Annotated in this window: 12 protein-coding genes; 9 read left to right on the top strand and 3 right to left on the bottom strand. The window is 39.9% G+C overall.

The window, feature by feature from the left end; all coding sequences use genetic code 11:
* The first annotated feature begins 6 nt into the window (after positions 1 to 6).
* The 7 genes from ASG46_RS15130 to ASG46_RS15100 all read left to right on the top strand — a co-directional run bounded on the left by ASG46_RS15130 (position 7) and on the right by ASG46_RS15100 (position 6260).
* The gene (locus ASG46_RS15130; RefSeq protein WP_025207026.1) at positions 7 to 1113 is read left to right on the top strand and encodes a YheC/YheD family protein; all 1107 of its coding nucleotides are present in this window, start codon (positions 7 to 9) and stop codon (positions 1111 to 1113) included.
* On the top strand, positions 1070 to 2428 hold the full coding sequence (locus tag ASG46_RS15125) for a YheC/YheD family endospore coat-associated protein (protein WP_025207025.1): 1359 nt from the start codon (positions 1070 to 1072) through the stop codon (positions 2426 to 2428). The genes ASG46_RS15130 and ASG46_RS15125 overlap by 44 nt, the downstream gene beginning before the upstream one ends.
* Before the next feature lie 145 nt (positions 2429 to 2573).
* The gene (locus ASG46_RS15120; RefSeq protein ID WP_008348933.1) at positions 2574 to 2783 is read left to right on the top strand and encodes a YheE family protein; all 210 of its coding nucleotides are present in this window, start codon (positions 2574 to 2576) and stop codon (positions 2781 to 2783) included.
* A gap of 20 nt (positions 2784 to 2803) precedes the next feature.
* Positions 2804 to 3679 (top strand): helix-turn-helix domain-containing protein, encoded by an 876-nt coding sequence (locus ASG46_RS15115; RefSeq protein ID WP_056705098.1) that lies wholly within the window; start codon positions 2804 to 2806, stop codon positions 3677 to 3679.
* Between the two features lie 142 nt (positions 3680 to 3821).
* Positions 3822 to 4928: an ABC transporter ATP-binding protein gene (locus ASG46_RS15110; protein ID WP_024719977.1), complete on the top strand. Its 1107-nt coding sequence runs from the start codon at positions 3822 to 3824 to the stop codon at positions 4926 to 4928.
* A gap of 226 nt (positions 4929 to 5154) precedes the next feature.
* Positions 5155 to 5358, top strand: a complete 204-nt coding sequence (locus ASG46_RS15105; RefSeq protein ID WP_008348940.1) for an alpha/beta-type small acid-soluble spore protein — start codon at positions 5155 to 5157, stop codon at positions 5356 to 5358.
* Positions 5359 to 5642: 284 nt separating this feature from the next.
* Entirely contained in the window at positions 5643 to 6260 is a 618-nt protein-coding gene (locus tag ASG46_RS15100) for an NAD(P)-dependent oxidoreductase (RefSeq protein ID WP_008348943.1), read from the top strand.
* A gap of 125 nt (positions 6261 to 6385) precedes the next feature.
* Here ASG46_RS15100 and ASG46_RS15095 read toward each other — a convergent pair whose 3' ends face one another.
* Positions 6386 to 8401 carry an ABC transporter ATP-binding protein gene (locus ASG46_RS15095; protein ID WP_025207023.1) on the bottom strand — a complete coding sequence of 672 codons (2016 nt, stop codon included), beginning with the start codon at positions 8399 to 8401 and terminating at the stop codon, positions 6386 to 6388.
* Positions 8398 to 10155, bottom strand: a complete 1758-nt coding sequence (locus tag ASG46_RS15090) for an ABC transporter ATP-binding protein (protein WP_024719974.1) — start codon at positions 10153 to 10155, stop codon at positions 8398 to 8400. Before ASG46_RS15090 ends, ASG46_RS15095 begins: the two co-directional genes overlap by 4 nt.
* A 559-nt stretch (positions 10156 to 10714) precedes the next feature.
* Here ASG46_RS15090 and ASG46_RS15085 point away from each other — a divergent pair.
* Positions 10715 to 11221 carry a universal stress protein gene (locus ASG46_RS15085; RefSeq protein WP_056705097.1) on the top strand — a complete coding sequence of 169 codons (507 nt, stop codon included), beginning with the start codon at positions 10715 to 10717 and terminating at the stop codon, positions 11219 to 11221.
* Between the two features lie 47 nt (positions 11222 to 11268).
* Here the strand turns inward: ASG46_RS15085 and dat are convergent, their stop codons facing one another.
* Entirely contained in the window at positions 11269 to 12123 is an 855-nt protein-coding gene (gene dat / locus ASG46_RS15080; RefSeq protein ID WP_056705095.1) for a D-amino-acid transaminase, read from the bottom strand.
* A gap of 295 nt (positions 12124 to 12418) precedes the next feature.
* Between dat and ASG46_RS15075 the strand changes: the two genes are divergently transcribed.
* Entirely contained in the window at positions 12419 to 13273 is an 855-nt protein-coding gene (locus tag ASG46_RS15075) for a polysaccharide deacetylase family protein (protein ID WP_017360335.1), read from the top strand.
* Positions 13274 to 13287 lie beyond the last annotated feature (14 nt).

Here is a 13287-nt window from a genome sequence, read left to right as displayed (position 1 = left end):
TGTTTCATGACGTCAACGCTCGGCATTGTCACTCTTTCTCCGAAGCATGAAGAAGCATTCACACATCAGCTTGCCAAAGCAGCCTCTTCTTTTGATTTAGAAGTTGTTCGTTTTTCACCTCTAGATTTAAAGCCTGCTTCAAATGTCATTCACGGTCAAAAATTTAAGACTGGCAAAGGATTTGAAGCGTCAGAATTTCAGATTCCTGACTTGATTTATGATCGTTGTCTTTATCAGCATGACGCACAATCTAAAAAAGCAAAACCTATCATGAATTGGTTAAAAAAGTATCCGAAAACCGTTTTTTTGAATACTGGAATTTCAAATAAAATGCGGCTATTCGAGCAGCTCCGTCTCCTCCCTTCTTTACAACCATACTTACCTGTCTGCTCTCTATTGACAGAGCCTTCAGACCTGCTCAACTTGGTCAGAAAGGGCGGATATTGTAAAATACAGCCGCTTTCTCAACAGCACGCAGCACCCTCTTGCTTCATTTCTTTAAAAGACAAATCACTCATTACTGTGCAGCTAAACGCTAAGCAAATCATCACCTTTTCACATTCAGCAGAGGTTGAACGCTGGTGCAAAAAGTATATCGGCCGATCTTTCCTTCAATTTTTTAACACGAATGATCAAAAAGACGTTATATTCAATGAAATTAGGATTTTTCTTATAAAAAATTCACAAAATCAATGGAATAGCATGGGGATTCATACAAAACCATCAGTAGAAAACAGCCTTTTAAGCAATACACAAAATTCCATTCATGTGGTAGCCTTTGATCACTATTTAAACTCATTAAAGCCACACATCAAGGAGCTGTTGTTAGATGATATTGCCTCCATTCAATCATCTCTTCCAGCGTTTATAGACAAAACTTTCTCACCGTGTATTGAATTCGCTATAGACTTGCTTCATACAAATGAAGGCAGACTTTTCATCTCAAATGTAAGATCAAAGCCAGGACGATCCTCTTTTTTAAAAGCTTACCCTGAGAGGGAGAATCAATTGATTCAGACCATACTTGAACATGCCAAATCGATGATGGCTGAAGAAAAGGAGGTTCCTTATGAAGAGAAAACGCTACATCATCGCTCCTCATTCAGCAAGTGAAAAAACAGTATATCTCCCTGCTCAGTTTAAAGAGCAGGAGGCAATTTTATCTATTGCTTTAGGTTCTTGTTTAGTAGATGATTTCACCATTTCCTATCATCATCAATCACAAAGGATTTTATTATCAGAAGACCTTTATCGCGCTTTACTCATTCCATACAAAACGAAAGCTGATGTCATATTAGTTCAACATACACTCTATATAGGACCTCTCATCGGCATTTTCACTGCAGGATTCGAACAAAATACAGCACCTTTAGGCGCAAGATCTTCCTATTTTATGAAATTGCTGCAATCTTGTAGGCAGCATGCTGGTTTTGCATATCTTTTTGGTACTCATTCTATCGATTGGGATAAAGGAATAGTAGAAGGTTTGCTTTACCAAGAGGAGCGCTGGGTAAAAAAGCAGATGCCCCTCCCATCCGTTGTTTATGACCGGCTGCCTAATAGAAAGGCTGCTCAGTCGGCATTCATTCAAGAAACAAAACGAAAACTCACTCAAGACTACGATATCCCTTGGTTCAACCCTTATTTTTTTAATAAATGGGACATTCATGAACAGCTATTAACAGATGAAAAAACAAGCTCTTTCTTACCACATTCTATACGATTAGATCCTGTTGATGCTTTAAATAAAATAGAAACACTCCTTCATCTGCATCATGTCATTTATTTAAAACCAACAAACGGCAGTCACGGAGACGGGATTTATCAGTTAAAGAAGACGGAAAACGGGGTCACTGTCTGCTCAAATAAAGGGAAATCCACTTCATATCATTCCGTAGACCATTTCGTGAAAAAACTGCGGGAAGATTGTGCAATTCAAGACTTGATTGCACAACAAGGCATTGAGCTTCTTCAAATAGACAATCAACCACTGGATTTTAGAATTCATACGAATAAAAATAAGTATGGTCATTGGACTGTTACAGCCGCTGCTGGAAAAGTTTCAGGAGATCACACTGTCACAACCCATCAACTGCATGGTGGTTCAGTAAAAACACTGTATGATATCTTTCCTGATGCAGAGAAACGTTTGAAGGTTTTGCAAGAGCTCTCTGATACTGCCCTCGCACTTAGTCGTGTGATAGATGAAAAAATGCCCGGTCTGATTGGGGAAATTGGTTTTGACTTAGGTATTGATCACTTAGGTGCTATCTGGATGTTTGAAGCCAATTCTCGTCCAGGCCGCGAGATTTTTCTGCATGCACCATTGAAAAACTCAGAATGGCTGATTGGGAAAAGAATCGTTGAATACGCATCTTACCTAACACAAATGGCTCTTACTCCTATAGACCATGCAAACGCCTACTGATGTTTTCTTTTCATGTCTCTGAAATCTGTGCTTTCCCTATGCTCTTTTCATCAGATGAGATACAATAAAACCAAGTTCAAGGTTGTTTCCGTATTGTCGTGTGTATTTATTGTTTCATCAATAAAAGCAAGGAGGCAATGATGATATGATTTCTCATTTTCAATGGAAACCTCTCTTTAAAAAAGCGCAATTACCTGGCTGGAAAATATCCTTTTTTCATAATGGTTCACACTATGAAGGCATTTATCACAAAACGGGTGATATTGAATGGGGCTCTCAGCTTCCGCCTCATGAAGTTGAACCAACCTTAAAAGAAGAAATCCACGAATTAATGCTATTCCATGTGTATGATTAAACTGTTTAAGGAGCCTCGCCATGTTAGAAAAACTAAAACTTGTTTACGGACACCATATCATCAGTTCACCAACAAATGATAAACAAATTCTCTGGTATCAAACAGACGAAGGCGAAATTTTCGGAGTAAACAAAACGGAGCTAACAGAAAGGGAAGCGCTTCTTCTCAATTCATTCCTCACACCAATTGATGTACCTCATACGCAGGAAACGGAAGAAGAACAGAAATGGTACAGCTATCTCTTTGAAAACAAATCAATCACCATCGATCAATCCGTCCGTGTTTATTTTTTCAAAATGGATCACCAAGCAGAACAAAGGCAGCAAATAAAAGAGGCTGTGAACAGCAGCCTCGAAGATATTCATTTCATATGGACAGGCACTGAAACAGCTATGCTCATTCAAACAAACGCTACATCAGAAAATGGTCAACTTGAACAGCTACATGATCTGTCTCAAGCCATCACAAGTGATTTTTTAACAGACGTTGTCTTCATGCAAGGACAGCTGCATTTGCCGAATGGAAATTTAAAAATGAGATTATTAAATGAACATCAGCTCTTTTTATGGCATCTGAAGCAAGGAAAACTTAGGTCAGGGGTTGCAACATTTTATCAATGTCTACCTGCTTTCATTCGCCATGATACAGACATGGTTTCTGCCGCTATTTCAGATGCATTTATAGAAACAATCTTTGATCGGGACGTTTACCGGACTCTCACGACCTATATGCAGTGTAATTTAAATGCATCGCAGGCAGCAAAAGCGTTATATGTTCATCGAAACAGCCTTCAGTATCGGATTGATAAATTTATTGAACGGACAGGGCTAGATATACGGCATTTTCAAGAAGCGTCAGCTGCTTATTTCATGATGAATCTTCTCGATCTTTCTTAAATGATCTGATCCTATCATGAGCACCTTGCCTAAAAATGAAAATAAGATGTTGTGCACGTTGTCCATTTACAGACACCCTTCCTTTTTATACACTTCATTTATAAGTAAAGCGCTTTCAAAAAGGACTGGGAGGCTACCACCTATGGCTGAAATGATGCTGAATCAAATTTATAAAGTGTACGATAACAAAGTAACAGCAGTAGATAACTTTAATCTACATATTGAGGATAAAGAATTTATTGTGTTTGTTGGTCCATCTGGGTGCGGAAAATCAACAACTCTCCGCATGATTGCAGGCCTTGAAGAAATTTCACAAGGGGATTTTCTATTAGACGGCAAGCGAATGAATGATGTGGCACCAAAAGATCGGGATATTGCGATGGTTTTCCAAAACTATGCCTTATACCCTCATATGAATGTGTACGATAATATGGCTTTTGGATTAAAGCTTCGAAAATTTCCTAAAGCAGAAATTGATGAGCGGGTACGAAACGCTGCGAAAATATTAGGGCTTGAACAATACTTAGATCGAAAACCTAAGGCATTGTCTGGAGGTCAAAGACAGCGTGTTGCACTTGGAAGGGCCATTGTGCGCGATGCCAAAGTCTTTCTTTTGGATGAACCTCTCTCTAATTTAGATGCTAAACTTCGTGTTCAGATGCGTGCCGAAATTTCTAAACTTCATCAGCGGCTGCAGACGACATTCATCTATGTCACACACGATCAAACAGAAGCCATGACAATGGCTACTCGGCTTGTTGTCATGAAAGATGGCTTTATTCAGCAGGTTGGCGCACCAAAGGATGTGTATGAAAACCCAGAGAATGTCTTTGTAGGAGGATTTATTGGCTCTCCAGCGATGAACTTTTTTACAGGAAAACTGTCTGACGGAGCCATTGCCATTGGGAATACGCACATTCGTGTACCAGAAGGAAAAATGAAAGTATTACGCAGTCAGGGCTATATCGGAAAAGATGTGATTCTAGGCATCAGACCAGAAGATTTCCATGATGAGCCTGTGTTTATAGAGGCTTCTGAAGGAACAAAAATTGAAGCAAACGTAGAAGTGGCTGAATTAATGGGAGCGGAAACGATGCTTTATTCTTCTCTCGCTGGTCAAACGTTTATTGCACGTGTTGATTCTCGCACAGATATTCAGGCAGGTCAGACAATCCCTCTTGCCATTGATATGAATAAAGCGCACTTCTTTGATACAGAGACTGAGCTCCGCATCCGCTCAGCTGAATAAGAAGACGTTCCACAAACCATCACCATTGGGTGGTGGTTTTTTGTATATGAAAACAACATTTACCATGTTCTTTTTCCGTATGTTTTTTTCGTAGCGAACCATAATATTTAGTACAAAGCAGTTACCACATTGGGTTTCGCCAAGTGGCAAATGACTTGGTCATTTCGCTGGTGCGACTCCAGCAAACCCAACCAAAAAAATCATATATAAAAAGGAGATTCACATCATGGCAAATTCTAATAGTTCAAATCAATTACTAGTTCCTGGAGCAGCGCAAGCAATCGATCAAATGAAATACGAAATCGCTTCTGAGTTTGGTGTAAACCTTGGAGCAGAAACAACAGCTCGTGCTAACGGTTCAGTTGGTGGAGAAATCACGAAACGTCTTGTATCTTACGCTCAGCAAAACCTTGGCGGAACAAAAGCTTAATTTCATATCTGGATCATAGAAGGCACCTCTTATGGTGTCTTCTATTTTTGATTTTATCCCTCACCGATTCCTTTTGAATTCATATGATGTATTAGAAAGGAGCGGATCTTCATGGACATTATTTCAGGTGTGAATTTTGAACTTCTACAATTTGTCGGTATCTCTCTATTATGTGAATATGCTCATAGTATTCGGTCCTTTCATCTTTATAAAAAAAGCATGACATAAAACTGTACCATTTTAAGTTCTTTTCACTTATAGTATGTAGTGGAGGGATCGATCAGATGAAAATAGCTCTTTTCGGTGCTCATGGACGTGTAGGACAAGCATTTCTTCGTTTCGTAAAAGAAGATGATCGTTACATGGTTCGCTCGTTAATTCGGACAAACCGGGAAGAAATGCTTGCGGGTATGTTTCAAGTCACCGGCAATTCCAGAAATCAAGAGGATGTTCTTGAAACAATTAAAGGATCAGATATTGTCGTGAGCTGTCTATCAACAGATGGTGATGATACTTTATCTGTTTCAATGGAACATATCGTACAAGCCATGAAGCAAACAGGAACATCAAGAATTATAACAATTGGTACAGCAGGGATTTTGAAAGCAAGGCAGCAGCCTGAGCTTTACCGCTTTGAAACAAATGAATCAAGGCGAACCACTTCCCGAGCTGCTAAAGAACATGCCAAAGCATTTGAAATTCTTCAATCAACTGAACTAGATTGGACAATCATTTGCCCAACCTATTTACCAGATGGAGAAGTGACACGGTCATATCGCTATGAAAAGAATTTTCTCCCTATAGATGGACAGAAAATCTCAGTTGAAGATACCGCACACTTTTTGTATCAGCAGTTAAACTCAAAAGAATTTGTGCATCAACGTGTCGGTATCGCTTATTGACCATTTAGTTCGTGTAAATGATATACAACCAGTAAAAGTCGAGATCATATCATGAAGCCTCGACTTTTTTCATTGCCATGAAAAAGCCTCTTTCAAATTGAAAGAGGCTTTTGCTACTCATCCTATCAGCTGCTCGTCACAGCTCCCTTTTGTAATTCGTACATTTGCGCATACAGTCCGCCTTGCTCCATGAGCTCTTCGTGGCTGCCGCGCTCGACAATCTCACCCTTTTCTAACACCAAAATCATGTCAGCTTTCTTAATAGTAGATAATCGGTGTGCAATGACAAAAGTGGTTCGTCCTTCTTTGACGACATCTAGCGCCCGCTGAATGATGGCTTCTGTTTCTGTATCAATGTTAGCCGTCGCTTCATCTAGAATTAAGATCGCTGGATCGTATGCCAGTGCACGGGCAAATGAAATCAATTGACGCTCCCCAGAGGAAAGAGTACTCCCCTTTTCAACAACTGGTTCATCAAAACCTTCAGGCAAATGCTTTAATAGTTCTGCTGCGCCCACTTGCTTTAACGATGTTTCAATCGTTTCTCTTTTAATGTCTTCATTTCCCAAACTGACATTGGATGCGATCGTTCCAGAAAATAAATAGGGATCTTGCAGTACAATGCCCATTTGTTTACGCAGCGTTTGGCGCGACTGATCATAGATGCTTTCTCCATCAATGAGGATATCCCCATGCTGAATATCATAAAAACGTAGCAGCAAATTCATGATCGAACTTTTCCCAGAACCGGTATGTCCAACGAGTGCCACCGTCTGACCTTTTTTCGCCTCAAAGGTGATGTTCTTTAATACATCTTTCCCTTCATTATACGCAAAGGTAACATCCTGAAATTGGACGTGTCCCTCTAGTTTCTTCTGAATTGGTTCTTCCACTTCAGTACCTGGCTCATCTAATAATCGAAAGACCCGTTCAGATGAAACCCTGGCTAATTCTAATCTAGAGAATTGATTCACAATGCCTGTAATCGGCTGGAACAAACGATTTAAATAATCGACAAATGCATAGAGCACCCCAATCGACACAATGCCCGCCGCACTTAAGGACGCGCCGCCAAAATACCAAATGAGTGCGACATATGCTAAGTTCCGAAGCAGATTCACCAAGTTATGTGAAAGCAGTGAATTTAAATGAAGCATCTTTCGCTGATATCGAAAGTGATTGTTATTCAGCTCATCAAATTCTTCTTTCGTTGCTTGTTCATGTCGAAATGCTTGAATAATCGTCATTCCTTGAATGGCTTCATTTAGCTTGGCATTAATTTCACTGATGATGGATCGAATGCGATGATTGTAAACTGACGCAAACTTTCGGTAAGTCATCGACCATAGGAAAATAATCGGAACAGCCACTAAACAAATAAGCGCCAGCTTCACATTTAATAAGAACATGGCGATATAAATTCCAACCATGTAAATGGCACTTGTGACAAAATTAGCGAGTACTGTGACATATAAATCACGAATGGTTTCTGTGTCATTCGTAATCCGGGCGACAACCTTTCCAGCCGGTAAATTATCAAAATACCGAATCGGAAGCGTTTGAATATGTTCAAATACGTCCACTCGCATTTTTTGAATAATGCGATTTGCAATACGCTGGAGTAAATAGTGCTGCCCATATTGAAAGAAAATCGCAATGACGAGCATCCCAAAATAAAATAGAACAAGCTGTACCAAACCACTGATTTCCGGCTGATAAAAAGCAAAGATTTCCTCTTTGGATAAACGCTGTACCTGATACGTCTCACGCTCGCTTCCATTTTCAATGGTGAGCTGATCCCCTTCTATTGTACGGCTCCCGTCAAATCGAATCGGTTCATTCACAAAATAGTACCCAAATCCGACTTGCACGACATTGATTTGCTTTCCAGCTTCATTTTGATTCTGTAGCCGGTCACTTCTTATATAGTTATTTCCCTGGTAATAAACCGTTTTATCTGTTTTTTCATTTACCTCAACATACGGTTTTTCTACACCTAAAATATGATCATCAATCATTTTTTTCCCAATGAAAGGTCCTGTCAACTCAGCACCAACTGCAATGATCAGAAAGATCAAAGCAACAGACAATACTTTTTTATACAGGAGTGCATAGGCAAGAAGTCTTCTCCCTGTTGTCATGCCTCATCCCCTCCTTCCAGCTGATTTGTCAGCTGCTGACGCAGAAATTGCTCTTTATACCATCCATCTTGCTGAATAAGCGCTTGATGGGTTCCCTTTTGAACAATACGTCCTTCTTCCATGACAAGAATGAGATCCGCATGCTCTACAGCTGATAGACGGTGGGTTGTAATAAATGTCGTTTTTCCATGACGATTTTGTCTTAAATTCTCTAAAATAGCCGTTTCTGTTTTTGCATCAACTGCAGATAACGAGTCATCCAAAATCAAAATGTCTGGATCAATTAATAAAGCACGTGCAATGGAAATCCGCTGCTTCTGTCCTCCTGACAGCGCCACTCCCTTTTCTCCAACCATGGTTTCCAAGCCTTCTGGTAAAAGGCGCAAATCCTTTTCAAAGTAAGCATCTTTAATCGCTTGTGCTAATTCAGCTTCTCTCGCGTCTCTATGACCGAAACGCATATTCTCTTCTACACTTTTTGAGAAAAGGACATGATCTTGCGGAACATAGCCAATCCATTGGAACAGTTGATCCAATTCAATGTCCTCAATTGGAACACCTGAAAGCAAGATCTTCCCATCACCTGTCGGATACTGACGAAGAAGCTGTTTGACAATCGTTGTTTTTCCACTTCCCGTTTTTCCTGTAATACCAATCGTTTGCCCTTTTCGTACAGTAAAGGAGACATCCGTTAGATTATCTTTAGAGGAAGTTGGATATCTAAATGTCACATGTTCAAATTGAATATCGCCAGGCTCTTGTAATCTTTTTGGCTTGGCTGCGTCAGTTACATCCGGTTGATAACTGAGTGTATGATTCAACCGGTCTAATGAGGCATTTCCTCTTTGCATGATATTAATCAATTCACCAATGGCAAACATTGGCCAGATCATCATCCCCAGATAGACGTTAAATGCGACAAGCTCACCAATGGTTAAATCACTTTGGAACACAAGATATGCGCCGTAACCGATACCGATTAAATAACTGATCCCCACAAGCAATTTCACCGTCGGCTCAAACAATGAATCAATGATCGCTACTCTCATATTTTTTTGAAAAACATCATCTGTCATTTCTCGAAAGCGATTCACATCTTGTTTTTCCTGTACAAAAGACCGAATCACCCGAACGCCGGCAACTGATTCTAATACACGATCATTCATATCACCAAATGCATCTTGAGCGACTGTAAAGCGTTCATGAATTTTACTGCCATAAAACGCTATCAAAATCGCCATCAGTGGCATCGGAATAATGGCCATTAAAGTTAATTTCCAGCTGATCGTCAGTCCCATCGTAAAAAAGATCATCAGCATGTAAGCAGTGGAATCGACTAATGTTAAAACGCCAAAGCCTGTTGTTAAAGCCACAGCATTCAAATCATTTGTACCTAACGCCATTAAATTTCCGGTTTTTTTCTTTTCATAAAAGGTGGGTGTCATCTTAAGTAAGTGGCGCATTAATTTTCCGCGCATCACACGCTCCATGACATTCGCGCCGCCAAATAACTGATACATCCAAAAGTAGGTGAGTGCATAGACACTGACACCAAGTAAGCAAAAAATGGTTACGTAAAATAAGATACTGGATGTTGTAAATTGACCAGACCGAATGTCATCAACTGCTTGACCTAGATACCTCGGTGGCAGCATTTCAAGCACATTCACAATGAGCAGCAGCGTAATGGCGATTGTATAGCGCCGCCACTCTTGTTTAAAGAACCAGCCTAATTTCACAAATACTGAAAACATGTTTGTCTCTCCTTTTAAAGCTAGCCGCTTTCTATATTTTCCTGATTGTCACCTTGTTTCGTTTTTTGAGCTTTTGTCATTTGTCTTGCCTTTGGCATGTTCACATGCTTTCACTCCTCTTCATTTAGTTGTTGATGCATTCCATTATTTCGAGATACGAAATGTATACAACAAAAAAAGAGGCAACCAGCTGACTGGTACGCCTCTTTTATACATGATAAAAAGGCGCATGTTGACAAATACGCAACATACGCCTTGATTCATCCGATCAATTGGAACATACGAGTCCCTTTTCAATGACCAATGAAGGTGTAATTGTCACGTGAATCAACCCATTCATGCAGTTTGATTTCATTCTTCCAATGATGTTGCACATGACATTTCCTCCTTTTGGCTCTTGAATCTTTTTTTATCTTATAGTGGCTGTCACCATTTTGTCAATAAATATTTTTCAATAAATGAAATTTTCTAACAAAAAGTTCACACCCTTTATGTGTATCTTTTTCAGATATCGGGTATACCATGAACGTATAGACTCCTTTTGAAAGGAATGAGGACATTGTTTCAAGCTGATCGGATGGTCGTTGCGTTTGATGGACATGAAGACAGTAAGAAAGCATTAAAGAAGGCAATCGCTTTAGCCAAAACATTGAATGCCAAGCTGACCGTTGCCTACGCTCATGATGGGAAATCCAGCAGACAGGTGTTTGATGCACCTCGCCCAATGACTGGCGGCGCTTATATCGGAGGCGGCATGGCAGACCTTCAAACACCCCCTGTGTATGTACCTCATGATGAACAGCAAAGTCCCTTGATTTTTGAAGATCATACAGAAGAGGTCGTTGCAGAAGCAAGAATACTGTTAAATGAAGAGCAGTTTGAAGCTGCGATTGAAATTGTTGAAGGGGAGCCTGCAGAAGCGATTATCGAATACGCTGAAGAGATATCAGCAGACCTCATCGTCATGGGAGCACGTGACCAAAGCAGATTGAAAAAAATGCTCTTTGGCAGTGTGAGTGAAAAGTTATCGTCCAAATCAGATATACCTGTACTGATCGTGAAATAAATGTCATCACAAAAGGCTGTAAACATTGGTTTACAGCCTTTTTCCTTTTACGAAGAAATAGATGCTTCGCTTTCATGCTTAATTTTTTTCTGGAACCCTTCCTGTACACGCTTCGTGATTTCTCCTGGAACACCTTTCCCAACTGGCTGACCATCTATCTCTACAATTGGAATCACTTCAGCTGTCGTTGAACTAATGAAAATTTCCTGTGCATGCAAAAGTTCGTCTTTACTCATGCGGGTTTCTTCCACACGACATCCTTCTTCCTGACAAACCTCTAGCAGCTTTCTACGTGTAATGCCGTTTAAAATCAGGTTATCTGCTGGGTGTGTACGAATGACACCGTCAATGACGGCATATACATTCGAGGACGTCCCCTCTGTCACAAAGCCGTCTCTTATTAAAATCGCTTCAAACGCACCAGCTTCAGACGCTTTCTGCTTTTCCATGACGTTATATAAAAGGTTTAAGCTTTTAATATCACACCTTAACCAGCGAAGATCTTCAGACAATAGTGCTTTCACACCAGCTGTCTGCTCTTGAATAGGCTTTTTCACTTGAAATGTATATGCCGTAATCTGAGGGGTAAGTGCACCATATTGATGTTTACGAGGTGCGACGCCTCGCGTGACTTGAATATACACGCCGCCATCAATCACTTGATTATCTGCGACTAGCTTCTTCAAATTCTCTTCCATATCGGATACTGTACCTTGCAGATGAATGCCGATTTCCTTTGCACTCTTGAATAGACGCTCAGTATGCTCTTTTAATGTAAACAAAGTCCCATTATATACGCGGATGACCTCATAGACTCCGTCGCCAAATTGATAGCCTCTGTCTTCAATATCAACATGTGCATCTTTTTTTTCAATAAAATCCCCATTGTACAATACTTTCATATGGAATCTCCCCTTCGCTTCGCTTAATGGTTGAATCTGATGCTATCTTAGCGGATAAATGTAAACGTTTCAATGATTATTCAGAATTATTTCATATCCATTTGACTGGATAACCTTCTATTGTAACAAATATAGATTCATAACCAAAAAGATTCCAATTTTTTAGCATCTTCTATATTCATAGGCTCTTTTTTCCTGTATACTTACTCCATATGAGCACGACAAAAAACAGCGAAAAAAGACAGAATCCACTACATGATTCGACACAAACTACTGATTTATTGGAGCGATTGTAATGCAACGGGTTACGAAAAAACAGACACCTTCAAACACGATGCTGCTCTCAAAGGCAATTGGTCTAGTCATTCTGACATTGATCCTTTTTTTCATTTGGGATATATCTAAAACCAATATGCAGGCAGCAGATCAACCGAATGAAGTGTCTGCGAGCAGTCCATTTCGAGACACAAGTACAAGTCTGAAACCAAAAGATGATTCGCCAAAAACATTAGATGCACATTTTAAGATCAATCCAAACAAACATGTAACGGATCAAACGATCTTTTTGACCTTTGATGATGGCCCTTCTGCTACATCAAATCAGCTGTTAGATGTGCTAAAATCACAGCAAGTGAAGGCCACATTCTTTATGCTCGGGCCGCAAATCAAAGAACACCCAGCAGCTGTGAAAAGACTTCATCAAGAAGGTCATCAACTAGGACTTCATGGCATTACGCATGATGTGAAACGCTTTTATCAAAAAAGTGATTCTCCTGTAAATGAGATGAAAGAAGATCAACGTATATTGGCTTCTGTTACTGGTGAATATACACATCTTGTGAGAACACCTTATGGCAGTTCTCCAAACTTAACAGACCAGCAAAAAACACGTTTAAAACAAAAAGGCTTTGTATACTGGGACTGGACCATTGACAGTCTTGACTGGAAATATAAAAGCTCAAAATATGTACCAGAAGTATTAAATCAGCTGCAAGTGCTTGAAACCAAGTACCCGAAAGAGCCAAAAATCATCTTAATGCATGATCAACCAGCTACCGCAAAATACTTAAACAGCCTGATCACACAATTAAAGGCGAAGGGCTACACGTTTGAAGTCCTTGATGAAACAATGAAGCCACTACAGCAATAAAGAAAACCCGCACC

Source organism: Bacillus sp. Leaf49, from assembly GCF_001426125.1.
GTDB classification, from domain to species: domain Bacteria; phylum Bacillota; class Bacilli; order Bacillales; family Bacillaceae; genus Bacillus; species Bacillus altitudinis.
Note: the sequence above shows the minus strand (reverse complement) of the source record. Positions and strands in the feature narration are given on the sequence as shown.

Excerpts from the sequence above, each read along its gene's own strand:
- ASG46_RS15090 (WP_024719974.1), bottom strand. The coding sequence starts at position 10,155 with ATGTTTTCAGTATTTGTGAAATTAGGCTGGTTCTTTAAACAAGAGTGG.
- ASG46_RS15110 (WP_024719977.1), top strand. The coding sequence starts at position 3,822 with ATGGCTGAAATGATGCTGAATCAAATTTATAAAGTGTACGATAACAAA.
- ASG46_RS15130 (WP_025207026.1), top strand. The coding sequence starts at position 7 with ATGACGTCAACGCTCGGCATTGTCACTCTTTCTCCGAAGCATGAAGAA.
- ASG46_RS15125 (WP_025207025.1), top strand. The coding sequence starts at position 1,070 with ATGAAGAGAAAACGCTACATCATCGCTCCTCATTCAGCAAGTGAAAAA.
- ASG46_RS15115 (WP_056705098.1), top strand. The coding sequence starts at position 2,804 with ATGTTAGAAAAACTAAAACTTGTTTACGGACACCATATCATCAGTTCA.
- ASG46_RS15100 (WP_008348943.1), top strand. The coding sequence starts at position 5,643 with ATGAAAATAGCTCTTTTCGGTGCTCATGGACGTGTAGGACAAGCATTT.
- ASG46_RS15095 (WP_025207023.1), bottom strand. The coding sequence starts at position 8,401 with ATGACAACAGGGAGAAGACTTCTTGCCTATGCACTCCTGTATAAAAAA.
- ASG46_RS15075 (WP_017360335.1), top strand. The coding sequence starts at position 12,419 with ATGCAACGGGTTACGAAAAAACAGACACCTTCAAACACGATGCTGCTC.
- ASG46_RS15120 (WP_008348933.1), top strand. The coding sequence starts at position 2,574 with ATGATTTCTCATTTTCAATGGAAACCTCTCTTTAAAAAAGCGCAATTA.
- ASG46_RS15105 (WP_008348940.1), top strand. The coding sequence starts at position 5,155 with ATGGCAAATTCTAATAGTTCAAATCAATTACTAGTTCCTGGAGCAGCG.
- dat (WP_056705095.1), bottom strand. The coding sequence starts at position 12,123 with ATGAAAGTATTGTACAATGGGGATTTTATTGAAAAAAAAGATGCACAT.